Source organism: Mycobacteriales bacterium, assembly GCA_030697205.1.
Taxonomy (GTDB): domain Bacteria; phylum Actinomycetota; class Actinomycetes; order Mycobacteriales; family SCTD01; genus JAUYQP01.
The window spans coordinates 105,879-128,639 of the sequence record JAUYQP010000047.1; the positions used below are offsets into that span (position 1 = coordinate 105,879).

23 protein-coding genes and 1 pseudogene are annotated in these 22,761 nt (G+C 73.2%); 9 read left to right on the forward strand and 15 right to left on the reverse strand.

The features are described 5' to 3' along the window. Positions 1 to 33: 33 nt before the first annotated feature. Genes Q8R60_15740 through Q8R60_15775 form a run of 8 tightly spaced genes read right to left on the reverse strand, consistent with a single transcriptional unit; the run spans position 34 to position 6,558 of the window. Entirely contained in the window at positions 34 to 393 is a 360-nt protein-coding gene (locus Q8R60_15740) for a metal-sulfur cluster assembly factor (protein MDP3713929.1), read from the reverse strand. Continuing rightward, positions 390 to 851, reverse strand: coding sequence for an SUF system NifU family Fe-S cluster assembly protein (locus Q8R60_15745; GenBank protein MDP3713930.1), 462 nt, complete (start codon positions 849 to 851; stop codon positions 390 to 392). The genes Q8R60_15740 and Q8R60_15745 overlap by 4 nt, the downstream gene beginning before the upstream one ends. Beyond that, on the reverse strand, positions 848 to 2,122 hold the full coding sequence (locus tag Q8R60_15750; GenBank protein MDP3713931.1) for a cysteine desulfurase: 1,275 nt from the start codon (positions 2,120 to 2,122) through the stop codon (positions 848 to 850). The genes Q8R60_15745 and Q8R60_15750 overlap by 4 nt, the downstream gene beginning before the upstream one ends. After that, a complete protein-coding gene (gene sufC, locus Q8R60_15755) occupies positions 2,119 to 2,955 on the reverse strand; it encodes a Fe-S cluster assembly ATPase SufC (protein MDP3713932.1) in 837 nt (278 codons plus the stop codon). The genes Q8R60_15750 and sufC overlap by 4 nt, the downstream gene beginning before the upstream one ends. A gap of 1 nt (position 2,956) precedes the next feature. Beyond that, positions 2,957 to 3,271 (reverse strand): non-heme iron oxygenase ferredoxin subunit, encoded by a 315-nt coding sequence (locus Q8R60_15760; protein MDP3713933.1) that lies wholly within the window; start codon positions 3,269 to 3,271, stop codon positions 2,957 to 2,959. Next, positions 3,268 to 4,512, reverse strand: a complete 1,245-nt coding sequence (gene sufD, locus Q8R60_15765; GenBank protein ID MDP3713934.1) for a Fe-S cluster assembly protein SufD — start codon at positions 4,510 to 4,512, stop codon at positions 3,268 to 3,270. The genes Q8R60_15760 and sufD overlap by 4 nt, the downstream gene beginning before the upstream one ends. Next, positions 4,505 to 5,917, reverse strand: a complete 1,413-nt coding sequence (sufB, locus tag Q8R60_15770) for a Fe-S cluster assembly protein SufB (protein MDP3713935.1) — start codon at positions 5,915 to 5,917, stop codon at positions 4,505 to 4,507. Before sufB ends, sufD begins: the two co-directional genes overlap by 8 nt. Further along, positions 5,914 to 6,558, reverse strand: coding sequence for a transcriptional regulator (locus Q8R60_15775; GenBank protein MDP3713936.1), 645 nt, complete (start codon positions 6,556 to 6,558; stop codon positions 5,914 to 5,916). The genes sufB and Q8R60_15775 overlap by 4 nt, the downstream gene beginning before the upstream one ends. Before the next feature lie 135 nt (positions 6,559 to 6,693). On the opposite strand from Q8R60_15775, the gene Q8R60_15780 reads away from it, so the two are divergent. Both Q8R60_15780 and Q8R60_15785 read left to right on the forward strand, forming a co-directional pair. Continuing rightward, positions 6,694 to 7,641 carry an ABC transporter ATP-binding protein gene (locus Q8R60_15780; protein ID MDP3713937.1) on the forward strand — a complete coding sequence of 316 codons (948 nt, stop codon included), beginning with the start codon at positions 6,694 to 6,696 and terminating at the stop codon, positions 7,639 to 7,641. Next, positions 7,638 to 8,426, forward strand: coding sequence for an ABC transporter permease (locus Q8R60_15785; protein ID MDP3713938.1), 789 nt, complete (start codon positions 7,638 to 7,640; stop codon positions 8,424 to 8,426). The genes Q8R60_15780 and Q8R60_15785 overlap by 4 nt, the downstream gene beginning before the upstream one ends. Positions 8,427 to 8,518: 92 nt before the next feature. Here the strand turns inward: Q8R60_15785 and Q8R60_15790 are convergent. Both Q8R60_15790 and Q8R60_15795 read right to left on the reverse strand, forming a co-directional pair. Beyond that, a pseudogene (locus tag Q8R60_15790) lies at positions 8,519 to 8,800 on the reverse strand (chorismate mutase). 217 nt (positions 8,801 to 9,017) lie between these two features. Beyond that, the gene (locus tag Q8R60_15795) at positions 9,018 to 9,341 is read right to left on the reverse strand and encodes a hypothetical protein (protein ID MDP3713939.1); all 324 of its coding nucleotides are present in this window, start codon (positions 9,339 to 9,341) and stop codon (positions 9,018 to 9,020) included. A gap of 269 nt (positions 9,342 to 9,610) precedes the next feature. Between Q8R60_15795 and Q8R60_15800 the strand changes: the two genes are divergently transcribed. Then, positions 9,611 to 10,504 (forward strand): COX15/CtaA family protein, encoded by an 894-nt coding sequence (locus Q8R60_15800; protein ID MDP3713940.1) that lies wholly within the window; start codon positions 9,611 to 9,613, stop codon positions 10,502 to 10,504. Here Q8R60_15800 and Q8R60_15805 read toward each other — a convergent pair. Both Q8R60_15805 and Q8R60_15810 read right to left on the reverse strand, forming a co-directional pair. Next, complete coding sequence (locus Q8R60_15805) at positions 10,456 to 11,310, reverse strand: hypothetical protein (protein ID MDP3713941.1); 855 nt, start codon at positions 11,308 to 11,310, stop codon at positions 10,456 to 10,458. The genes Q8R60_15800 and Q8R60_15805 overlap by 49 nt on opposite strands. A 1-nt stretch (position 11,311) precedes the next feature. Next, on the reverse strand, positions 11,312 to 12,271 hold the full coding sequence (locus tag Q8R60_15810; GenBank protein MDP3713942.1) for a heme o synthase: 960 nt from the start codon (positions 12,269 to 12,271) through the stop codon (positions 11,312 to 11,314). A 180-nt stretch (positions 12,272 to 12,451) separates the two neighbouring features. On the opposite strand from Q8R60_15810, the gene tkt reads away from it, so the two are divergent. From tkt to pgl, 6 genes are read left to right on the forward strand one after another with little or no spacing between them, the layout of a single operon-like run. Continuing rightward, a complete protein-coding gene (tkt, locus tag Q8R60_15815; GenBank protein MDP3713943.1) occupies positions 12,452 to 14,557 on the forward strand; it encodes a transketolase in 2,106 nt (701 codons plus the stop codon). Between the two features lie 9 nt (positions 14,558 to 14,566). Beyond that, positions 14,567 to 15,739 (forward strand): transaldolase, encoded by a 1,173-nt coding sequence (tal, locus tag Q8R60_15820; protein MDP3713944.1) that lies wholly within the window; start codon positions 14,567 to 14,569, stop codon positions 15,737 to 15,739. Beyond that, entirely contained in the window at positions 15,736 to 17,283 is a 1,548-nt protein-coding gene (locus tag Q8R60_15825; protein MDP3713945.1) for a glucose-6-phosphate isomerase, read from the forward strand. The genes tal and Q8R60_15825 overlap by 4 nt, the downstream gene beginning before the upstream one ends. Further along, entirely contained in the window at positions 17,280 to 18,815 is a 1,536-nt protein-coding gene (zwf, locus tag Q8R60_15830; protein MDP3713946.1) for a glucose-6-phosphate dehydrogenase, read from the forward strand. The genes Q8R60_15825 and zwf overlap by 4 nt, the downstream gene beginning before the upstream one ends. A gap of 7 nt (positions 18,816 to 18,822) precedes the next feature. Further along, the gene (locus tag Q8R60_15835; protein MDP3713947.1) at positions 18,823 to 19,815 is read left to right on the forward strand and encodes a glucose-6-phosphate dehydrogenase assembly protein OpcA; all 993 of its coding nucleotides are present in this window, start codon (positions 18,823 to 18,825) and stop codon (positions 19,813 to 19,815) included. A gap of 19 nt (positions 19,816 to 19,834) precedes the next feature. Beyond that, positions 19,835 to 20,611 (forward strand): 6-phosphogluconolactonase, encoded by a 777-nt coding sequence (gene pgl, locus Q8R60_15840; GenBank protein ID MDP3713948.1) that lies wholly within the window; start codon positions 19,835 to 19,837, stop codon positions 20,609 to 20,611. Between the two features lie 158 nt (positions 20,612 to 20,769). Here pgl and Q8R60_15845 read toward each other — a convergent pair whose 3' ends face one another. From Q8R60_15845 to Q8R60_15855, 3 genes are all read right to left on the reverse strand, one after another. Then, positions 20,770 to 21,102, reverse strand: coding sequence for an RNA polymerase-binding protein RbpA (locus Q8R60_15845; GenBank protein ID MDP3713949.1), 333 nt, complete (start codon positions 21,100 to 21,102; stop codon positions 20,770 to 20,772). A gap of 98 nt (positions 21,103 to 21,200) precedes the next feature. Further along, positions 21,201 to 21,443, reverse strand: a complete 243-nt coding sequence (gene secG / locus Q8R60_15850) for a preprotein translocase subunit SecG (GenBank protein ID MDP3713950.1) — start codon at positions 21,441 to 21,443, stop codon at positions 21,201 to 21,203. Beyond that, complete coding sequence (locus tag Q8R60_15855; protein MDP3713951.1) at positions 21,443 to 22,447, reverse strand: dipeptide ABC transporter ATP-binding protein; 1,005 nt, start codon at positions 22,445 to 22,447, stop codon at positions 21,443 to 21,445. Before Q8R60_15855 ends, secG begins: the two co-directional genes overlap by 1 nt. Between the last annotated feature and the right edge of the window lie 314 nt (positions 22,448 to 22,761).

Below are 22,761 nucleotides of genomic sequence, written 5' to 3' on the forward strand. Positions count from 1 at the left end.
ACGGCTAGAAGCACCACGTCCGAGTCCTCGGGCTCAGACGTTGAAGCCGAGCGCCCGCAGCTGGTCCCGACCGTCGTCGGTGATCTTGTCGGGGCCCCACGGCGGCATCCAGACCCAGTTGATGCGGACCGCGTCGACGAGCGGGGCCAGCGCGTTGTTGGTCTGGTCCTCGATGACGTCGGTCAGCGGGCAGGCCGCCGACGTCAGCGTCATGTCGAGGGTGACGGTGCGGTCGGCGTGCACCTGCGCGCCGTAGACCAGGCCGAGGTCGACGACGTTGATGCCGAGCTCGGGGTCGACGACGTCCTTCATCGCCTCGATGATGTCGGCCACGCTGGTGTCCGGCTTCGGGGCGTCACCGACGGTCGGGGTGTCGAGCACAGGGTCGGTCATGACGTCTCCTTGTCCTGCGCGACGGCCTGTGCCGTCGCGTCCTTCCACGCCATCCAGCCCAGCAGCGCGCACTTCACGCGCGCCGGGTAGCGCGAGACGCCGGCGAAGGCGATCCCGTCCTCCAGCACGTCCTCGTCCGGCTCGAGCTGCCCACGGCTCTGCATCAGCTCGAGGAACGCCTCGTGCTTGGCGAGCGCGCCGCCGACCGGCTGGCCGATGACGAGGTCGGTCATCACCGAGGTGGACGCCTGCGAGATCGAGCAGCCCTGTCCGTCGTAGGACACGTCGGTCACCACACCGTCGACGACGTGGACGCGGAGCGTCACCTCGTCGCCGCAGGTCGGGTTGACGTGGTGCACCTCGACGACCCCGGGACCGCTGGAGGGGTCGCGCAGACCCTTGTGGTGGGGGTTGCGGTAGTGGTCGAGGATGATCTCCTGGTACATCGACTCGCTCATCCGCCCGCCCCCCAGAAGCGCTGGACGCCGACGATGCCCTCGAGCAGCGCGTCGATCTCGGCCTCGGTGTTGTAGAGGTAGGTCGACGCGCGCGCGGTGGCGGGCACGCCGTAGCGGCGGCAGACCGGCGCGGCGCAGTGGTGGCCGACGCGCACGGCGATGCCGAGGTCGTCGAGCGACTGGCCGACGTCGTGCGGGTGCACCCCGTCGACGACGAAGGACACGGCACTGCCCCTGCGCTCGGTCGTGTCGGGCCCGATGACCGAGACCCCAGGAGTACGCCGGATGCCGTCGAGCAGGCGAGCCGTCAGCAGCTGCTCATGGCTGTGGACGCGCTCGAGCCCGACCTCGGTGAGGTAGTCGCAGGCGGCGGCCAGTGCGACGGCCTGGCTGATGACGGGAGTGCCGGCCTCGAACCGCTCGGGGGCGGGCGCGTAGGTCGAGCCGGCCATCTCGACGACCTCGATCATCGACCCGCCGCCCATGAAGGGAGGCAGCGCGTCGAGCAGGTCGAGCCGCCCCCAGAGCACGCCGACACCGGTGGGCGCGAGCATCTTGTGGCCGGTGAAGACGACGAGGTCGGCGCCAAGCGCCTGCACGTCGACCGGCTGGTGCGGCACGGACTGGGCGGCGTCGACGAGGGTGAGCGCACCGACCTCGCGGGCCCGCGCGACGAGGACGTCGACGGGGTTCTCGGTGCCGAGCAGGTTGCTGACGTGGGTGAAGGCCAGCACCTTGGTGCGCTCGTTGACCAACGACGCGAGGTCGGTGAGATCGAGCCGCCCCTCGTCGGTGAGCGGCAGCCAGCGCAGGGTCGCGCCGGTCCGCTCGCAGAGCATCTGCCACGGCACGAGGTTGGAGTGGTGCTCCATCTCGGTGACGCAGACCTCGTCGCCGGGGCCGACGTGGAAGGGACTGCCGGGCGTGGCGTTGCCCATCGCGTAGGCGACGAGGTTGACCGACTCGGTGACGTTCTTGGTGAAGACGACCTCGCGGGCGTCGGCCGCGCCGAGGAAGCGCGCCACGGTGGCGCGCGCCCGCTCATAGGCGTCGGTGGCCTCCTGCGAGAGCGTGTGCACGCCGCGGTGGACGTTGCTGTAGTGCTGCTCGACGAAGGCCCGCTCGGCGTCGAGGACCTGCCGCGGCTTGTGCGACGACGAGGCGCTGTCGAGGTAGACCAGCGGCTTGCCGTTGACGGTGCGCGACAGCACCGGGAAGTCGGCGCGCAGGGCGTCGACGTCCAGGGCGGTCGCGACCGTCAGCGTGGTCATGCGGGGGTCACCGCACCGGGCAGCACCGCACCGGGGAGCGCGCGGCCACCGGGAAGCGACCGGCCCGCGACCGCCGCGTCAGCGGCGGCGCCGTACTTCTCGTAGCCGTGGGCCTCAAGCTCGTCGGCGAGCTCCGGGCCGCCCTGCTCGACGATGCGACCCTTGACGAAGACGTGCACGAAGTCGGGCTTCACGTAGCGCAGGATCCGGGTGTAGTGGGTGATGAGCAGCGTGCCCGTCTCGCCCGCCGCGTGGACCCGGTTGATGCCCTCGGAGACGTCCTTGAGGGCGTCGACGTCGAGGCCGGAGTCGGTCTCGTCGAGGATCGCGATCTTGGGCTTGAGCAGCTCGAGCTGCAGGATCTCGTGGCGCTTCTTCTCGCCACCGGAGAAGCCCTCGTTGACCGAGCGCTCCGCGAAGGCGGTGTCCATCTTGAGCTGGACCATGGCCTCCTTCTGCTCCTTGACCCAGAGCCGGAGCTTGGGGGCCTCGCCGCGCACGGCGGTGGCCGCGGAGCGCAGGAAGTTGGCGACCGAGACGCCCGGGACCTCGACGGGGTACTGCATGGCGAGGAACAGCCCTGCGCGGGCCCGCTCGTCGACGGTCATGGCCAGCACATCCGCCCCATCGAGCGTGACGGTGCCACCGGTGACGGTGTACTTCGGGTGACCGGCGAGCGCGTAGGCGAGCGTCGACTTGCCCGAGCCGTTGGGACCCATGATGGCGTGGACCTCACCGGCCCGGATCGTCAGCGTGACGCCGGTGAGGATCTCGCGGGTGCCGCCGTCTGCGTCGACGGTGACGGTGAGGTCGCGCACCTCGAGGGTGGCCATGTCAGGTCTCCTGGATCTCGATGAGGACGTCGTCGCCCTCGATCGTCACGGGGTAGGTGGGGACGGGGCGGTTGGCCGGCAGCCCGGTCGGCTTGCCGGTGCGAAGGTCGAAGCGCGAGCCGTGCAGCCAGCACTCGACGGCGCCCTTCTCGACGTCGCCCTCGGACAGCGACACGTCGGCATGGCTGCAGACGTCGCCGATCGCGAAGACCTCGCCGCCACTGCGGGCGAGGCAGATCGGCGTGCCGGCGACCTCGACGCGGGTGGCGCTGTCGTCGGCGAGGTCGGCCAGCGAGGCGACCCGGTGGGCGGTCATGCCGTGGCTCCGACGGGGTCGCGGCGGGAGAGCTCCGCGTCGACGGCGGCCAGCAGTCGCTCCTCGAGCTCGGGGATCCCGAGGTCGACGAGCAGCTCGGCGAAGAAGCCCTTCACGACCATCCGGCGCGCGGTGTCGGCCGGGATGCCGCGTGACTGCAGGTAGAACAGCTGCTCGTCGTCGAAGCGACCGGTGGCGCTGGCGTGACCCGCCCCGGCGATCTCGCCGGTCTCGATCTCGAGGTTGGGCACCGAGTCGGCGCGGGCCTCAGGGGTCAGCAGCAGGTTGCGGTTGAGCTCGTAGGTGTCGGTGCCGTCGGCTCCGGCCCGGATGAGCACGTCGCCCACCCAGACCGTGTGGGCCCGGTCCCCCTGCAGCGCGCTCTTGTAGGTGACCCGGCTGCGGCAGTGCGGCACCGCGTGGTCCACGAACAGCCGGTGCTCGAGGTGCTGCCCGTCGTCGGCGAAGGAGAGCCCGCGCAGGTCGACGTCGCCGCCAGGGCCCGCGAAGGCGACCGTCTCGGTCACCCGCACCAGCGAGCCGCCGAGCGTGACCTGGGTGGAGCGCAGCCGCGCGTCGCGACCGACCCGGGTGGCGACGTGCACCGCGTGCACGGCGTCGTCGTCCCAGGACTGGACCTGCACCAGATCGAGCGACGCGCCGTCGCCAAGCAGCACCGAGACCGCCGCGGCGTAACGCGCGGACCCGGAGTGCTCGAGCACGACCCGCACGACGGCCTGGTCGGCGACGTCGAGGACGACGTGGCCCCACACGACCTCGTCCGTGCCGGTGCCGGTCAGTCGCAGGACGACCGGCTCGGACACCTCGGCTGCCTTGGGCACCCGCACGACGAGCGCCCCACCGCTCCGGCGTAGAGCCAGCGCGGCGAGCCGGTCAGCGGGGGCTGGGACCGTCGCCAGCAGCGGGTCGTCGACCGCCAGCGTGAGCAGCTCGACGCCCTCGGGCAAGTCCGTGTCGATGCGCAGGTGCGCGTCGGACTCGGGTGCGTCGAGGAGCACGCGGAGCCGGTCGAGCGGCGTGAAGCGCCACTCCTCCTCGCGACCCGTGACGGCCGGGAAGGCGTCCGGGTCGAACGACGTCATCCGCTCAGGACGGATGTCCGCCGGCTGCCGCGGCGTCGAGGGCTTGACGCCCACCGCGACGCTGCCGTCGGTCACACCGCCCTGGTCCCCCAGTGCGTCGCGCTCGGTGGCGAGAGCGGCCTGCATGGACTCAGCCAACGGAGCCCTCCATCTGGAGCTCGATGAGGCGGTTGAGCTCCAGCGCGTACTCCATGGGCAGCTCGCGGGCGACCGGCTCCACGAAGCCGCGCACGACCATCGCCATCGCCTCGTCGTCGGTGAGGCCGCGGCTCATCAGGTAGAAGAGCTGGTCCTCGCCGACCTTGCTCACGGTCGCCTCGTGGCCCATCGACACGTCGTCCTCGCGGACGTCGACGTAGGGGTAGGTGTCGCTGCGGCTGATGGTGTCGACGAGCAGGGCGTCGCACTTCACGTTGGCCTTGCTGCCGTGCGCGCCCTCCTGCACCTGCACCAGACCGCGGTACGACGTGCGGCCCCCGCCACGCGCCACCGACTTGCTCACGATGTTGGAGCTGGTGTTGGGGGCGGCGTGGACCATCTTCGCGCCGGCGTCCTGGTGCTGGCCCGGGCCCGCGAAGGCCACGGACAGCGTCTCGCCCGACGCGCGCTCGCCGAGCAGGTAGCAGGCGGGGTACTTCATGGTGACCTTGGAGCCGATGTTGCCGTCGATCCACTCCATGCGGCCGCCCTCGTGCACCGCGGTGCGCTTGGTGACGAGGTTGTAGACGTTGTTGGACCAGTTCTGGATGGTCGTGTAGCGGACGTGGGCGTCCTTCTTCACGATGATCTCGACGACCGCTGAGTGCAGGCTGTCGGAGCTGTACGTCGGAGCGGTGCAGCCCTCGACGTAGTGCACGCTCGAGCCCTCGTCGGCGATGATCAGCGTCCGCTCGAACTGGCCCATGTTCTCGGTGTTGATCCGGAAGTAGGCCTGGAGCGGGATGTCGACCTTCACGCCCTTGGGCACGTAGATGAACGACCCGCCGGACCAGACGGCGGTGTTGAGCGCCGCGAACTTGTTGTCACCGACGGGGATCACGGAGCCGAAGTACTCCCGGAAGAGCTCCTCGTGCTCGCGCAGCCCGGTGTCGGTGTCGACGAAGATGACGCCCTTCTCCTCGAGGTCCTCGCGGATCTGGTGGTAGACGACCTCGGACTCGTACTGCGCGGCGACGCCGGCCACGAGGCGCTGCTTCTCGGCCTCCGGGATGCCGAGCCGGTCGTAGGTGTTGCGGATGTCCTCGGGCAGGTCGTCCCACGACGTCGCCTGCTTCTCCGTGGACCGCACGAAGTACTTGATGTTGTCGAAGTCGATACCCGACAGGTCGGAGCCCCAGGTCGGCATCGGCTTCTTGGCGAACAGCCCCAGGCCCTTGAGCCGCAGGTCGAGCATCCACTGCGGCTCGGACTTCAGCGCCGAGATGTTCTCGACGACCTCGGCGTTGATGCCGCGCCGCGCGGTCGAGCCCGCGACGTCGGAGTCGGCCCAGCCGAACTTGTAGGTGCCGAGCCCTTCGAGCGCGGCGTCCTGGGTCGTGGTCATCGTGGTGCCTTCCCGGTCGGGATGAAGGTGGTGCACACGCCGTCGCCGTGGGCGATGGTCGCGAGTCGTTGGACGTGCACGTCGAGCACGCGCCCGAGGGCGGCGGTCTCGGCGTCGCACAGCACGGGGAACTCCTGCGCGACGTGCTGGACGGGGCAATGGTGCTGGCAGAGCTGGACGCCGAGCCCCTGGTCGGTGACGCCCGCGGCGTAGCCGTCGGCGGACAGCGCGGCCGCGAGGGCGGCGGGCTTGTCGTCGGCGCCGGCGACGATCGCGGCGTAGCGGCGCTCGAGGTCGGCGCCGCGGGCCTCGGCGAAGCGCTCGACGGCGTCCTCTCCCCCGAGGTCGGCGACGAAGCGCAGCGCCGCGGCCGCGAGGTCGTCGTAGCCGCTGGGCCCAGCGGCGTGGCCCGCGTCGGTGAGCGCGTAGAGCCGCGCGGGGCGGCCCCGGGTGACGGCGCGCAGCCGGGGCTCCCGGGTGCTGACGGTGCCGTCGGCGAGCAGCGCGTCGAGGTGCTTGCGGATCGCCGCGGGCGAGAGCCCGAGCTGCTCGCCGAGCACGGCGGCGGTCGACGGGCCGAGCTCGAGGAGCAGCCCACGGACGCGCTCGCGCGTGCCCGTCTGCTCTCCCACGATTTTCACAACGTCAGTGTCGCGTAAATGCTGCCCGACGTCGAACCCGGACCCGCGTCGGCGGCGTGGCGTCGCTCACTGAGGGTGCCCTCACCTGCCCTTACGGCAGGCTCGGGGGCCCGCGGACGGCTAGCCTTCCGCCCCGTGACCGCCCCCGCTCCCCCGGTCGCCGCGCCATCCGGCCAGCCGGCGCTCGTCGTGAGCGGCCTGGTGAAGCGCTACGGCGCGCGCACCGCGGTCGACGGCCTGTCCTTCTCGGTCGAGACCGGCACCGTGCTCGCCCTGCTCGGCCCCAACGGCGCGGGCAAGACCTCCACGGTCGAGGTCTGCGAGGGGTTCCGGTCCGTCGACGGCGGGACGGTGCGCGTCCTCGGGCTCGACCCGCGCGACCCGGCGTTGCGCCCACGGGTCGGCGTGATGCCGCAGTCCGGCGGCGCCTACCCCGGGCTGCGGGCCGGTGAGGTGCTCAGGCTCTTCGCGTCGTACCACCGCGACCCGCTCGACCCCGGCGACCTGCTGGACCGGCTCGGCCTGACCGGCAGCGCCCGCACCGCCTGCCGTCGGCTGTCCGGCGGCGAGGCGCAGCGGCTCTCGCTGGCGCTCGCCGTCGTCGGCCGGCCCGAGCTTGTCTTCCTCGACGAGCCGACCGCCGGCCTCGACCCGCAGGCCCGCCGGGGGGTGCACGAGCTCGTCGAGAGCCTGCGCCGCGACGGCGTCACCGTCGTGCTCACCACCCACCTCATGGACGAGGCCGAGCGGCTCGCCGACCACGTCGTCGTCGTCGACGAGGGCCGGCTGGTCGCCGAGGGCACGGTGGCCGACCTGACCCGCCGCGGCGCGGTCGGCCAGCTGCGCTTCCGCACCACCGCGTCCCTGCCGCTCGACGGGCTGGTGGCCGCGCTGCCCGACGGGTGCACCGCCGCCGAGACCACACCAGGCAGCTACCTCGTGACCGGCCCCGTCGACCCTCGGCTGCTCGCCACCGTCACCGCCTGGTGCGCGTCGGTCGGCGCGCTCGCCGAGGACCTGCGCGTCGAGACCCGCTCGCTCGAGGAGGTCTTCCTCGAGCTGACCGGCAGGGAGCTGCGATGACCACCCCCTGGGCGCCCGGAGCCCTCGCTCCACGCCCCGGCGCCGCCTCCCGCGCCTCGATGCTCGCGTCGCAGCTGCGCACGGAGCTCGTGCTGCTGCTGCGCAACGGCGAGCAGCTGCTGCTCACCCTCGTGATCCCGCTCGGCCTGCTGGTGGTCCTCACCGCGCTCGACTTCGTCGAGGTCGCCGGCGCCACGACTCGCGGCGAGCGCGCCGACTTCTTCGTCCCGGGCCTGATGGCCCTGGCCGTCATGTCGACCGCCTTCACCGGCCAGGCGATCGGGACCGGCTTCGAGCGCCAGTACGGCGTGCTCAAGCGCCTCGGCGCGACGCCCCTGCCCCGGTCGGTGCTGCTGCTGGCCAAGACCCTCGCGGTGCTGGCTGTCGAGGTGCTCCAGCTCTCGCTCATCGCCGGCGTCGGCCTCGCCCTCGGCTGGTCGCCCACCGGCAGCCCGCTCGGCGTCGTCGGTCTGGTCGCCCTCGGCACCGCGGCCTTCAGCGGCCTGGGCCTGCTGCTCGGCGGGACCCTGCGCGGGCTCACCACCCTCGCCGCGGCCAACCTCGTCTGGCTCGTGCTGCTCGTGCTCGGTGGAGTGGTCTTCCCGGTCGACGAGCTCGGCCCGGTCGCGGGGCTCGCCGGGCTGCTGCCCACCGCCGCGCTGTCCGACGGCCTGCGCGCCGTCCTCGCGGACGGCTCCGGCGTACCCCTGTCGTCGCTGGCCGTGCTGGGAGCCTGGGCCGTCGCGGCCCTCACCGCCGCGTCGCGCCTCTTCCGTTGGGAGTGACCCGCCCCGCCGACGGCCCGCACCCCACTTGCATGATCAACAGGCGGTGTGCACGCAACTCGCCGGCGCGTCGCGTGCGGACCCCCTGATGATCAACCGCGGCAGAGGGTGAGCAGCTCCATCGCGATCGCGGCGCCGGGGCGGCCGAGGGCGTCGCTGTAGCCGCGGATCACCTCGACCTCGCGGACGTGCTGGTTGCCCCGCAGCCCCTCGACCGCGCGGCAGGCCTGGATCTGCTGGGACATCTCGACCCGGCGGGCGACGAGCGCCCGGATCTCGGCGTCGATCGCGTCCATCTCGGCCCGGCCGGCGGACACGGTCGGGACGGTGCCGGTGACAGCGGGGGTGTCGATCACGGTGACGTTCACGGTGGTGCTCCTCCTCGTTCGGGGTCCGACCCGGGAGGCGCCCGGGTCGCTGACCCGGGGTGTGCGCGGCTAGGAGCCGGACCCGTCCCGGGTCTCGGCGAAGTAGCGGCGCTGGTGCGTCATGCGCCCACCCTAGGCCACCCGCGCCGCCGCCGTCCCGGCTTTCCCGACGAGGTGGCGTCACCGATCACCACGTTCCGGGACAGACCGGACCGCGCGGCGGTCAGTCGAGGGGGCGACCGTGGGCGTCGACGTCGTCGAGCGCGGCGCGCAGCAGCTGCAGCCCGTTGCGGGTGAGCGCGTCGGCGTCCTCGACGTCGAGGTCGAGCTCCATCGCCGCGCCGACCGGCCCGCCGGCGTAGCCGATCGCCGCCACCACCGCGGTCCGCTCCGCGTCGGGCAGGTCGGCGAGGGCGTGGCCGAGGCGGTGCAGCAGCTCGGCCTCCTGGTGCTCGTGCGCGTCGTCGGCGACCTCGGCGACGACCGACGGCGGCAGCGGCCGGCAGCGCGGCGGGCGCGGGGCATGCGCCGGGTGCTCCTCGCTCATCGGGGTCCTCTCGCAACGGGCTGACAGGAGAACGGCCGCCCCGAGGGACGGCCGCTCTTCCAAGAACGCACCCACCCGGTCAGGTCGCCTCACGGCGGTGTGTCGCTCTTGGCGACGCTTTTAGGGACCGGGGGCCATGTATCCGGGCAGGTACGCCTGGACAACGCTAGCCCCCGGACCGGTGTTCCACCAGTGCCCCGGCGGCCAGGGTGGTGCAGACCACGCGGCTCCACCCGGACGGGTGACGCCGCCGGCCGTACGCTCGACGGGTGCTGCTCCGCCGCCTCGCGCTCGCCTCGGTGGTCGCCAACAGCGTCATCGTCGTCACCGGCGGGGCGGTCAGGCTGACCTCGAGCGGTCTGGGCTGCCCGACCTGGCCGCGCTGCACCGACAGCACCTTCACCCCGACCGAGGAGTACGCCGTCCACGGCGTCATCGAGTTCGGCAACCGGTTGCTCACCTTCGTGCTCCTCGCGGTCGTGGTCGCGCTGCTCGTCGTCGCCCTGCGGCAGGGCAGCCGCCGGGTGAAGCGCCTGGCGGTGCTGGGCTTCCTCGGCATCCCGGCGCAGGCCGTCCTCGGCGGGATCACGGTCCTCACCGGCCTCAACCCGTGGACCGTCATGGGCCACTTCCTGCTCTCGATGGTCCTGATCGGGCTGGCCGTCAGGCTCCACGACGAGGTCCGCGCCGAGCCCCGCCGCCCGGTCCTGCCGCTGCTGCAGCGCAGCGCGACCGCGCTGCTGTGGCTCACCGCCGCCGTCCTCGTCGTCGGCACCGTCGTCACCGGCAGCGGCCCGCACTCCGGTGACGTCCTCGCGACCCGCACCGGTCTGGACCCCGCGTCGATGAGCCAGCTGCACGCCGACCTGGTGATGCTGCTCGTCGGCGCCACCGCCGGCCTGTGGGTCGCCCTGCGGGCCACCGGCTCCCCCGACCACGCGGTCCGGGCGGTGCGCGACCTGCTCGTCGTCGAGGTCGCCCAGGGCGCGCTCGGCTTCGTGCAGTACGCCACGGACCTGCCGGTGGTGCTGGTCGCGCTGCACCTCGTGGGCGCCTGCGTGACCCTCGTCGCAGCCGTCCGGCTGGTCCTCGCGACCCGTCCGCGCGAGACCGCTCAGCCGGTCGAGGCTGCCCGCACGGCCCCGGCGACCGCCCGCGCGTAGCTCCCGGCAGCGCCGTCGGCGAAGCCCAGGAACAGCGACGGCTCGGTGACCTCGACCTCGAGCACCGTCGGCCCGTCGGGCCCGGGCACCATGTCGACCCGCGCGTAGAGGACCTCGCCCGGGACGGCGGCGACGGCGGCCGCCGCGACCGCGACCTGCTCGGGTGTCGCGGTCCGCGCCGAGATGACCTCGAGCCCGGGCGACCGCTCCACGACCCCGGCTCCGGGGTAGAGGATCTGCGCCTTGCGGATCGCGTGGCTCACCTCGCCGCCGAAGGACAGCACCGAGGTCTCCCCCTCGCCGTCCACGCCCGCGACGTAGGGCTGGACCATGACGTGCTTGCCCACCGCGTGGACCCGGGCGACCAGCGCTGCCGCGTCCGCCGCCTCACCGGGCCCGAACCGCGCGGTGTCCGACGAGCCGGCCGACACCGAGGGCTTCACGACGTACTCCCCCTCGGGTGCCGCGAAGGGCTCGCCCGGCGCGAGGAACGTCGTGGGGACCACCGGCACGCCCGCGTCGGCGAGGTCGCGCAGGTAGCGCTTGTCGGTGTTCCAGCGGATCACCGACGCCGGGTTCGCCAGCCGCGGGACGGCCTCGGCCCACGCGAGGTACTCGGGCAGCCGGTCCCAGTAGTCCCAGGTCGTGCGGACCACGACGAGGTCGTAGGAGCCCCAGTCGGCGCTCGGGTCGTCCCAGGCGCGGACCTCGGCAGCGAGCCCCTCGTCGGCGAGGGCCGCCAGCAGGGCGGGCCCGTCGTCGTCGAGCGCGGGCAAGGCCGTGCAGGTGGCGAGGCAGACGCGCACGTCAGACCAGCTGGTCGACGGCCACCGCGAGGAACAGCAGCGCGAGATAGCTGATCGACCAGTGGAACAGCCGCATCGGGTTGACGTCGGCGCCGCGCTTGACCTTGGCCTGCAGGCGGTGCGCCTCGGCGAGGAAGACCCCGCCGAGCACGACCGCGCTGACGGTGTAGATCGCGCCGGAGGACCCCAGCGGCCAGGCCAGCAGCACCGAGGTCGCGACCATCGCCCAGGAGTACGCCGTCATCCGCACGGTGACCTGGCGGGGAGTGGCGACGACCGGCAGCATCGGGACACCGGCTGCGGCGTAGTCGTCGCGGTAGCGCATCGCGAGCGCCCAGAAGTGCGGCGGCGTCCAGAAGAAGACGACGAGGAAGAGGACCAGGGCCTCCCACGCGAGGGTGCCCGTCACCGCGGACCAGCCGATGACGACCGGCATGCAGCCCGCGGCCCCGCCCCACACGATGTTCTGCGACGTGCGGCGCTTGAGCACCATCGTGTAGACGAGCACGTAGAAGGCGATCGCGGCGTCGGCGAGCAGCGCCGACAGCAGGTTGGTCGTGGCGGCGAGCCAGGCCGTCGCGACCACACCGAGCACGAGGCCGAAGACGAGCGCGCCGCGGTCGGAGACGGTGTGGCGCACCAGGCTGCGGCGCTGGGTGCGCTGCATCACCGAGTCGATGTCGCGGTCGTACCAGCAGTTCAGCGCGTTGGCGCTGCCCGCGGCGAGCGAGCCGCCGACCAGGGTCGCGGCGACGAGCCACAGCGACGGCAGGCCGCGCTCGGCGAGGACCATCGTCGGGACCGTCGTGACGAGCAGCAGCTCGATGATGCGCGGCTTGGTGAGCGCGACGTAGGCCATCACGACGGCGCGAGTGCGCGCCGCCCGCGAGACGGGTTCGACGGTCGCCGCGTCAGCACCAGCGGCCGCGGGCGCACCGGTCGGCCCCGCCAGCGTCGTCACGGCGCAGACTCTACCGACGCGACGCCCGTCCGACCTGCCGGGACCCGCGTGGGCCGTGTCACGCCCCCGCGACGCCCTCCCGGGTCCGGCCCCTCGGAGGGCGTCGGGGCCAACGCTAGGCTCCGGGCACGCGCCGGATCCCGCCCCGGACGCCTGCAGACGAAGGGCTCGCCCGCTCCCGTGACACTCACCTGGACCGACCTCGACCGGCGCGCCGTCGACGTCGCGCGCGCCCTCGCCGCCGACGCCGTCGAGAAGGCCGGCTCGGGCCACCCGGGCACCGCGATGAGCCTCGCCCCGGCGGCGTACCTGCTCTTCCAACGCCACCTGCGCCACGACCCGAGCGACCCCTCGTGGGTCGGTCGCGACCGCTTCGTCCTGTCCTGCGGCCACTCGTCGCTGACGCTCTACACCCAGCTCCTGCTGTCGGGCTACGGACTGTCTGTCGACGACCTCAAGGCGCTGCGGCAGTGGGGCTCGCTCACGCCCGCGCACCCCGAGCACGGCCACACCCCCGGCGTCGAGACGACGACCGGGCCGCTCGGCCAGGGCATCGGCAACGCCGTCGGCATGGCCATGGCGGCCCGCCGCGAGCGCGGCCTGCTCGACCCCGACGCCGCCCCCGGCGAGTCGCCGTTCGACCACACCACCTGGTGCTTCGCCTCCGACGGCGACCTGCAGGAGGGCGTCAGCGCCGAGGCCAGCAGCCTCGCCGGCACCCAGCGCCTCGGCGGGCTCGTGCTGCTCTGGGACGACAACCGCATCTCCATCGAGGACGACACCCGCATCGCCTTCACCGAGGACGTCTGCGCGCGCTACGAGGCCTACGGCTGGCACGTGCAGCGCGTCGACTGGCTGAGCGAGGACGGCGCCTACGCCGAGGACGTCGCGGCTCTCGACGCCGCTCTGACCGCGGCCCGCGAGGAGACCGAGAGGCCGTCGTTCATCGCGCTGCGCACCATCATCGGCTGGCCCGCCCCGACCCTGCAGGGCACCGGCAAGGCCCACGGCGCGGCCCTGGGCGCGGCCGAGGTCGCGGCGACCAAGGAGGCGCTCGGGCTCGACCCGGCGCAGGACTTCCAGGTCCCCGACGACGTGCTCGCCCACGCCCGCGAGGTCAAGGACCGCGGCCGGGCGCTGCGGGCCGAGTGGGAGCAGACCTTCACCGCCTGGCGCGAGGGCAACCCCGAGGGTGCCGCCCTCCTCGACCGGCTCGTCACCCGCACCCTGCCCGCGGGCTGGGCCGAGGCGATCCCCACCTTCCCGGCCGACCCCAAGGGCGTCGCGACCCGCAAGGCGTCCGGCGAGGTGCTCACCGCGCTCGCTCCGCTGCTGCCCGAGCTGTGGGGCGGCTCGGCCGACCTCGCGGAGAGCAACAACACCTCCCCCAAGGGCGAGCCGTCCTTCCTGCCGTCGGACCGGCAGAGCAAGGAGTTCCAGGGCGGGCCCTACGGCCGGGTGCTGCACTTCGGCATCCGTGAGCACGCCATGGGCTCGGTCATGAACGGCATCGCGCTGCACGGCGGCACGCGCGTCTACGGCGGGACCTTCCTGGTCTTCAGCGACTACATGCGCCCGGCCGCGCGGCTCGCGGCGCTGATGAAGCTGCCCGTCACCTACGTCTGGACCCACGACTCGATCGGGCTCGGCGAGGACGGCCCGACCCACCAGCCGATCGAGCACCTCGCGTCGCTCCGCGCGATCCCGGGCCTCGACGTGGTGCGCCCGGCCGACGCCAACGAGACCGCGGTCGCGTGGCGCACGATCCTCGGCCACACCGACCGGCCCGCCGCCCTGGCCCTCACCCGGCAGAACGTCCCCACGCTCGACCGCTCCGTCCTCGGCTCGGCCGACGGCACCGCGAGGGGTGGCTACGTCCTCGCCGACGCCTCCGACGGCGCACCGCAGGTGCTCCTGCTCGCGACCGGCTCGGAGGTGCAGATCGCCCTCGCCGCTCGCGAGCTCCTCGAGGCCGAGGGCACCCCGACCCGCGTGGTCTCGATGCCGTGCGTCGAGTGGTTCCGCGAGCAGGACCAGGCCTACCGCCACACCGTGCTCCCGCCCGACGTCCGGGTCCGCGTCTCCATCGAGGCCGGCATCGCCCAGTCGTGGTGGGAGTGGATCGGCGAGGCCGGCGTCCCGCTGTCCCTGGAGCACTTCGGGGCGTCCGCCCCCTACTCCGTGCTCTACGAGCAGTTCGGCCTGACCGCGGAGCGGGCAGTGGCAGCAGCACACGCCTCGATGAGCGCACTGGGCCTCACCCGCGGGTCCACCACCGGCAACTAGGAGCTTCCTGTGACCGTCCCTCTCGCCGACCTCTCCGCCGCGGGGGTGGCGGTCTGGCTCGACGACCTGTCCCGCGCCCGCCTGACGAGCGGCAACCTCGCCGCGCTCGTCGCCGACTCCCACGTCGTCGGCGTGACGACCAACCCGTCGATCTTCCAGAAGGCGCTGTCCGACGGCGCCGCCTACGACGAGCAGGTCCGCGACCTCGCGCTGCGCGGGACCGACGTCGGGGAGAGCGTCCGCGCGCTCACGGCGTACGACGTGCGGTGGGCCTGCGACGTCCTGCGCCCGGTCTACGACACGACCGACGGCGTCGACGGGCGGGTCTCGATCGAGGTCGACCCGCGGCTCGCACACGACACCGCGCGCACCGTCGCGGAGGCCAAGGCCCTGTGGTGGCTGGTCGACCGGTCCAACCTGCTCATCAAGATCCCGGCGACCCTGGCCGGCCTGCCCGCGATCACCGCCGTGCTCGCGGCAGGCATCAGCGTCAACGTGACGCTGATCTTCTCCCTCGAGCGCTACGACGCCGTGATGGAGGCCTTCCTCGCCGGGCTCGAGCAGGCCCGCGACAACGGCCATGACCTGTCGACGATGGCGTCCGTCGCGTCGTTCTTCGTCTCGCGCGTCGACACCGAGATCGACGCCCGCCTCGACAAGGCAGGTCGCCCGGACCTGCGCGGCCGCGCCGCCATCGCCAACGCGCGACTGGCCTACCAGGCCTACGAACGGGTCTTCTCGACCACGCGCTGGGCCTCGCTCGCCACCGACGGCGCGACGCCGCAGCGCCCGCTGTGGGCCTCGACCGGGGTCAAGGACCCGGCGTACGACGACACGCAGTACGTCGTCGAGCTGGTCGCCGCGGGCACCGTCAACACTATGCCGGAGGCCACCCTGGAGGCCGTCGCCGACCACGGCGTCGTCCGCGGTGACACGGTGACGTCGACCTACGCCGACGCCGAGCAGGTGCTGCGCGACCTCGCCGACGCGGGCATCGACCTCGCCGAGGTGACCGAGCTGCTCGAGGTCGAGGGGGTCGCGAAGTTCGAGGACGCCTGGAACTCCCTCATCGAGTCGGTCACCGCGCAGCTGGAGGCGGCAGGGGCCGAGGTCATGCCCGCGGGTGCCGTGAAGCCCGTCGGCGAGGGACCCGCCGCGGCGTCGCGGGAGGGCAGCGCGTGACGGTGCAGGTCCGCACCACCGGGGCCGCCGCCGTCGCGCAGGCCGCTGCCCTGGGGCGACTGCGCGCCGACGACGTCGCGACCCGGCTGGCTGCCGGCGACCCGACGCTGTTCGTCGACGGCTCCGAGGCCGCGACCCGGCTGGGCTGGCTGCACGCCGTCGAGCGCTCGCGGCCGCTGCTCCCCGGGCTGCTGGCCCTGCGCGACGCCCTGCGCGCCGAGCGCGTCGACCGCGTCGTGCTCTGCGGCATGGGCGGCTCCTCGCTCGCTCCCGAGGTCATCTGCGCCTCGGCCGGCCGGCCGCTGGTCGTCCTCGACTCCACCCATCCCGACCAGGTCCGCACCGCGCTGTCCGGCGACCTCACCCGCACCGTCGTCGTGGTGTCGAGCAAGAGCGGCGGCACCGTGGAGACCGACAGCCAGCGGCGCGCCTTCGCGGCCGCCTTCGAGGGCGCCGGCGTCGACGCCGCCTCTCGGATGGTCGTCGTGACCGACCCGGGCTCGCCCTTCGCCTCGCTCGCCGCGGAGCTCGGCTACCGCGCGGTCTTCCTCGCCGACCCGACCGTCGGCGGCCGCTACAGCGCGCTGACCGCCTTCGGCCTGGTGCCCTCCGCGTTGGCGGGCGTCGACGTCGAGGCTCTGCTGGCCGAGGCCTCCGCTCCCGGCCTGATCGAAGTTGGGGTGGAGCTCGGCGCGGCGCTCGCCGGCGACCCCTCGCGCGACAAGCTCGCGATCGACGCCTCCGGCTCGACGCTCGTCGGCTTCGGCGACTGGACCGAGCAGCTCGTCGCGGAGTCCACCGGCAAGCTCGGCCGTGGCCTGCTCCCCGTCGTCGTCGACGCCTCCGCGCCCGAGGTGCGCTTCCCTGCCCCCGACGTGCACGTCGTGCGGATCGGTGACGCCCCCGCGGAAGGCACCGGGGTCACCGGCCCACTGGGGGCCCAGCTGGTCGTCTGGGAGGTCGCGACCGCCGTCGCCGGCCACCTGCTCGGGCTCGACCCCTTCGACCAGCCCGACGTCGAGAGCGCCAAGGTCGCTGCCCGCGGGCTGCTCGAGGCCCAGCCCGAGCCGGCCGCTCCCGCCTTCGTCGACGACGGCGTCGAGGTCCACGGCACCCCCGGACTGCTCGACGGCGTCACCACGGTGGAGGGGGCGGTGGAGGCGCTGCTCGGCCGACTCGACGACCGCGGCTACCTCGCGGTGATGGCCTATCTCGACCGCGAGCGCGACGCCGCACTGGCCCGCGTGCGCGGGTCTCTGGCGCAGCAGTGCGAGCGGCCGACGACGTTCGGGTGGGGGCCGCGCTTCCTGCACTCCACCGGCCAGTTCCACAAGGGCGGGACCCCGGTCGGCTGCTTCCTGCAGGTCACGGGACTGGTGACCGACGACCTCGAGGTGCCTGACCGGCCGTTCAGCTTCGGCACCCTGCTCGCCGCGCAGGCCGCCGGTGACGCGACCGTGCTCGCCGACAAGGGCCGCCCGGTGCTGCGACTGCACGTCACCACCAGCGCGGGGCTCGAGCGCGTGGTCGAAGCGCTGTCGTGACCGACCCGCTGACCAACCCGCTGCACGACCCGCGCGACCGCCGGCTGCCCCGCGTCCCGTCGCCCTGCGCGCTGGTCGTCTTCGGCGTCACCGGTGACCTCGCCCGCAAGAAGCTCATCCCGGCCGTCTACGACCTGGCCAACCGCGGCCTGCTCCCGCCCGGCTTCGTGCTGCTCGGCTTCGCCCGCCGCGACTGGGGCGACGGCGAGTTCGAGGAGGTCGCGCGCAAGGCCGCGCAGGCCGGAGCCCGCACCGAGTGGCGCGAGGAGGTCTGGCAGCGGCTCGCCGAGGCGACGAAGTTCCTGCCCGGGTCCTTCGACGACGACGCGGCCTTCGACACCCTCGCCACGACGCTCACCGACCTCGATGCGAGCCACGGCACGGGCGGCAACGCGGCCTTCTACCTCTCCATCCCGCCCGCGGCCTTCCCGACGGTGCTGCGCCAGATGCAGCGAACCGGCATGGCCGACAACGAGGCGACCGGCTCGTGGCGGCGCGTGGTCGTCGAGAAGCCCTTCGGCCACGACCTGCCGAGCAGCCGCGAGCTCAACGCCCTCGTCGACGAGGTCTTCACGGCCCGCGACGTCTTCCGCATCGACCACTACCTCGGCAAGGAGACCGTCCAGAACCTGCTCGCGCTGCGCTTCGCCAACACCCTGTTCGAGCCGATCTGGAACAGCCACCACGTCGACCACGTGCAGATCACGATGGCCGAGGACGTCGGCATCGGCACCCGCGCCGGCTTCTACGAGGAGACCGGTGCGGCCCGTGACGTCCTGCAGAACCACCTGCTGCAGCTGCTCGCGCTCACCGCGATGGACGAGCCGGTCGACTTCGACGCGGAGTCCCTGCGCACCGAGAAGCGCAAGGTCCTCGGTGCGGTCCGACTGCCCAAGGACCTCGCGTCCTACGCCGTTCGCGGCCAGTACGACCAGGGCTGGCTCGCCGGCGAGCGGGTCAAGGGCTACCTCGCCGAGGAGGGCGTCGCAGCCGACTCCACCACCGAGACCTTCGCCGCGGTGCGGCTTGACGTCGACACCCGCCGCTGGGCCGGCGTGCCCTTCTACCTGCGCACCGGCAAGCGCCTCCCCCGCCGCGTCACCGAGATCGCCGTGGTCTTCAAGCGCGCCCCCCACCTTCCCTTCAGCACCTCCGACACCGAGGAGCTCGGCGCCAACCAGCTCGTCGTGCGGGTGCAGCCCGACGAGGGCATGACGCTGCGCTTCGGCTCCAAGGTCCCTGGTACGACGATGGAGGTCCGCGACGTCGCCATGGACTTCCTCTACGGCGAGGCGTTCACCGAGGGCTCCCCCGAGGCCTACGAGCGACTGCTGCTCGACGTGCTGCTCGGCGACGCGTCGCTGTTCCCGCGCAACGAGGAGGTCGAGGAGTCGTGGCGCATCGTCGACCCGATCGAGCAGCTGTGGCTGTCCCAGGACGACGGACCCCAGCCCTACCGCGCCGGCGAGTGGGGGCCGCGGGCCGCCGACGAGATGCTGGCCCGCGACGGCCGCACCTGGCGCCGGCCGTGAGCGCCTCATGACCACGCTGTGGGACACCTCGGGCACCTCGGTCGTGAAGGCGCTCGCCGCGGAGCGACGGCTGGCCGGCTCGGTGTCGAGCGGGCTGGCCCTCACGCTGGTCGCCGTCGTCGACGAGAACCTCGTCGCGGAGGCCGAGCAGGCCGCCACGCGCGCCGCCGCCCAGCACCCGTGCCGACTGCTGGTCGTCGTACGCCGCAGGCCTGATGCGCCGGAGCCCCGGCTCGACGCGGAGGTCTCCGTCGGCGGGCGGCTCGGGCCGGGCGAGGCGGTCGTCATGCGGATGTACGGCCGGCTGGCCCTGCACGCCGAATCGGTCGTCCTGCCACTGCTCGCCCCCGACGCGCCCGTCGTGACGTGGTGGTTCGGCGAGCCCCCGCACCTCATCGCGCACGACCCGCTGGGCGTCATCGCCGATCGCCGCATCACCGACGCCGCTGCCGCCGCCGACCCGCTCGCGGCGCTGCGGACCCGGGGCGGCGACTTCGCGCCTGGCGACACCGACCTCGCCTGGGCACGCACCACGCTGTGGCGCTCGCTGTGCGCGTCGGCCTTCGACGCGCTGTCCGGTGACGTCGAGGCGGTGGAGGTCTCCGGCGAGGCGACCAACCCGTCGAGAGCGCTGCTGGCCGGCTGGCTCGGCGGTCGGCTCGGGGTCGACGTCACCGTCGAGGACTCCCCCGGACCGGGCGTCACCGGGGTGCGGCTGGCTGTCGGCGGCCAGGAGGTGCGCCTGACGCGCACCGACGGGCGCACCGCCACCATGTCGCGCACGGGCCAGCCCGACCGCGCGCTGCCGCTGCCCCGCCGCGACCTCGGCGACCTGCTGGCCGAGGAGCTGCGCCGCCTCGACGCCGACGAGACCTACGCCGAGGCGCTCGGCCACGTCACCGGCATCGCAGGGCTCGCGACCCTGTCCCCCCTGCGCACCCACGTCTGGCAGGACCCCGCGCTCGACAGCGACCCCGACCCCGCGCTCACGACCAGCTGACCGCCCGGGAGGCACCTCGATGAGCGCAGCGCCGACGGTCGTCGTCCACCGCGACCCCGACGTGCTCGCGGCCGCCGTCGCCGCGCGGCTCGTCACCCGGCTCGCCGACGCCCAGGCCGCCCGGGGCACCGCGTCGGTCGTGCTCACCGGAGGCGGGGTCGGCATCGCCTCCCTGCGGGCGCTGCGGGAGTCGCCCGCACGGTCCGCGGTCGACTGGAGCCGGGTCGACGTGTGGTGGGGCGACGAGCGCTTCGTCGCCTCCGAGGACCCGGAGCGCAACGAGCGGCAGGCCCGCGAGGCCCTGCTCGACGCCCTCGACCTCGACCCGGCGCGGGTCCACCCGATCGGTGCGCTCGATGGACCCGATGGTGACGACCCCGACGCGGCCGCCGAGCGCTACGCCGCTGAGCTCGCGGCAGCCACGTCCGACGACCAGGTCGTGCCGGCGTTCGACGTGCTCCTGCTCGGGATCGGACCAGAGGGCCACACGGCCTCGATCTTCCCCGAGTCACCCGCCGCCCACGACCAGCGCACGGTCCTCGCGGTGCGCGGCTGCCCGAAGCCACCTCCGACCCGGGTCACCCTGGGTTTCTCCGCGCTCACCGCGGCCCGCGAGGTCTGGCTGGTCGTGGCCGGAGCGGACAAGGCCGAGGTGGTCGCCGCCGCGCTGTCGGGCGCGGATCGCGTGCAGGTGCCCGCCGCCGGCCCAGCGGGGCGGTCACGGACGCTGTGGCTGCTCGACGAGGCCGCCGCCGGGATGCTCCCGCCCTCACCCCCGGACCCTCCCCGCTCCTGACCCTCACCCCCCGTCCGTGACGTCATCAAAACTCAGGAGAGGGTCACGCTCACGCGCTATGACGCAAGACCGCAAGGCGCGTGGGTGGGAGACGACAGCGCCCGCGTCGCCGGGAACCGGAGCGCGGGCGGTGTGCGTCGTACGCCTGGAGCTGTGGGCTACTTGCCGCGCAGCTTGGCCAGGGCCTCGGCAAGGATCGCCTCGCCGTCCTCGGCGTTGCGGCGCTCGCGGACGTAGGCGAGGTGGGTCTTGTAGGGCTCGGTCTTGGTCTGCGCCGGCGGGTTGTCCTTGTCCTGCCCGGCGGGGAACCCGCAGCGCGGGCAGTCCCAGATCTCGGGGATCGCTGCCTCGTCGGAGAACGAGGGCCTCGTCTCGTGGCCGTTGGCGCAGTGGAACGCGATGCGACGGCGCGGGGCCTGCTCGCCGCGCTCGGCCTCGCCCATGGGTCCGGCGCCCACTCGACTGCCCCGGATCGCGTTGCCGCCTGCCACTGGTGCTCCTTCGTTCGGGGTGTTACGGCCAGTCTACGTCCGGGTGTCGCTGCGCGGATCCCCCGAACGGCTCCCATCGGTGCGTGCAGGGCGTGCCGTCAGGCCGCGCCGGTCTCCTTGAGCAGCAGGCCCAGCGCGATGATGCTCACGCTCCAGACCAGCCCGCAGACGATCGTGATGCGGTCGAGGTTCTTCTCGACGACGGCGCTGCCGCCGAGCGAGGACGAGACGCCACCGCCGAACATCGTGGACAGACCGCCGCCCTTCCCCTTGTGCAGGAGCACCAGGACGATGAGCAGCAGGCTCGTGATGACGAGCAGGACGGACAGGAAGGTCACCATCAGATGAGGGTCCTCTCCTCGGCGAAGTGGCAGGCAACGGCATGGCCCACGTCGAGGTCGCGCAGCGGCGGCTCGACGGTCTTGCAGATCTCCTGAGCCTTCCAGCACCGGGTGTGGAAGGGACAGGCAGGCGGCGGGTCGAGGGGGCTCGGCACGTCGCCGGTGAGCAGGATGCGCTCGCGCTTGCCCTCCTTCTCTGGGTCGGGCACCGGCACGGCGGACATCAGCGCGTGGGTGTAGGGGTGCATGGGGTGCTCGTAGAGGCTCACCCGGTCGGCGATCTCGACGATCTTGCCGAGGTACATCACGGCGACGCGGTCGGAGATGTGGCGGACCACGGACAGGTCGTGCGCGATGAAGACGTAGGTGAGGTCGAACTCGTTCTGCAGGTCCTCGAGCAGGTTCACGACCTGCGCCTGGATCGACACGTCGAGGGCCGAGACCGGCTCGTCGCAGATGATCAGCTTGGGCTTGAGCGCGATCGCGCGGGCGATGCCGATGCGCTGGCGCTGGCCGCCGGAGAACTCGTGGGGGTAGCGGTTGTAGTGCTCCGGGTTGAGCCCGACGAGCGCCAGCAGGTCCTGGACCTGCTTCTTGATCTCGGACTCGGTGGCCTTCACACCCGTCATCCGGAACGGCGCACCCACGATGGTGCCGATCGTGTGCCGCGGGTTCAGGGAGGAGTAGGGGTCCTGGAAGATGATCTGGAAGTCACGGCGCAGCGGGCGCAGCTCCTCGCGGCTCGCGTGCGAGATGTCGCGGCCCTCGAGCTTGATCGTGCCGGCGGTCGGCTCGAGAAGGCGGGTCAGCAGCCGGCCGGTCGTCGACTTGCCACACCCGGACTCACCGACCAGGCCGAGTGTCTCGCCCTTGTGGACGGTGAAGTCGAGGCCGTCGACGGCCTTCACGTTGCCCACGGTGCGCTGCAGGATGATGCCGCGCTTGACCGGGAAGTACTTCTTCAGCCCGCTGACGTGGAGCAGGGCGTTCTCGTCGAGCTGCATGGGCTGACCGTCCATGGAGGAGCGGATCGTCGCGCTCCCGCGGGGGGTCGGACCGGTCGTCGTCGTCACGCTGGCGCCCTTCGGGTCGGTAGCGGCGACGGCGCGCGAGGACGCGGCCGCCCGGGTGGTGCGCGTCGCAGGTGCGAGGCGGTCCGTCGCCTTCGCGGCCCCAGCAGCCTTGGCGGGCCTGCCGGCGGTGGCGGGCTTGACGGCCTTGGCGGGGGCGGCCTTCCTCGGCGCGGTGGCCTTGGCGGGGGTGGTGGCCTTGGCGGGGGTGGTGGCGTTGGCGGGGGTGGTGGCCTTGGCGGGGGTGG

Excerpts from the sequence above, each read along its gene's own strand:
- Q8R60_15740 (MDP3713929.1), bottom strand. The coding sequence starts at position 393 with ATGACCGACCCTGTGCTCGACACCCCGACCGTCGGTGACGCCCCGAAG.
- Q8R60_15745 (MDP3713930.1), bottom strand. The coding sequence starts at position 851 with ATGAGCGAGTCGATGTACCAGGAGATCATCCTCGACCACTACCGCAAC.
- Q8R60_15750 (MDP3713931.1), bottom strand. The coding sequence starts at position 2,122 with ATGACCACGCTGACGGTCGCGACCGCCCTGGACGTCGACGCCCTGCGC.
- sufC (MDP3713932.1), bottom strand. The coding sequence starts at position 2,955 with ATGGCCACCCTCGAGGTGCGCGACCTCACCGTCACCGTCGACGCAGAC.
- Q8R60_15760 (MDP3713933.1), bottom strand. The coding sequence starts at position 3,271 with ATGACCGCCCACCGGGTCGCCTCGCTGGCCGACCTCGCCGACGACAGC.
- sufB (MDP3713935.1), bottom strand. The coding sequence starts at position 5,917 with ATGACCACGACCCAGGACGCCGCGCTCGAAGGGCTCGGCACCTACAAG.
- Q8R60_15785 (MDP3713938.1), top strand. The coding sequence starts at position 7,638 with ATGACCACCCCCTGGGCGCCCGGAGCCCTCGCTCCACGCCCCGGCGCC.
- Q8R60_15795 (MDP3713939.1), bottom strand. The coding sequence starts at position 9,341 with ATGAGCGAGGAGCACCCGGCGCATGCCCCGCGCCCGCCGCGCTGCCGG.
- Q8R60_15835 (MDP3713947.1), top strand. The coding sequence starts at position 18,823 with ATGACCACGCTGTGGGACACCTCGGGCACCTCGGTCGTGAAGGCGCTC.
- pgl (MDP3713948.1), top strand. The coding sequence starts at position 19,835 with ATGAGCGCAGCGCCGACGGTCGTCGTCCACCGCGACCCCGACGTGCTC.
- secG (MDP3713950.1), bottom strand. The coding sequence starts at position 21,443 with ATGGTGACCTTCCTGTCCGTCCTGCTCGTCATCACGAGCCTGCTGCTC.
- Q8R60_15855 (MDP3713951.1), bottom strand. The coding sequence starts at position 22,447 with ATGCAGCTCGACGAGAACGCCCTGCTCCACGTCAGCGGGCTGAAGAAG.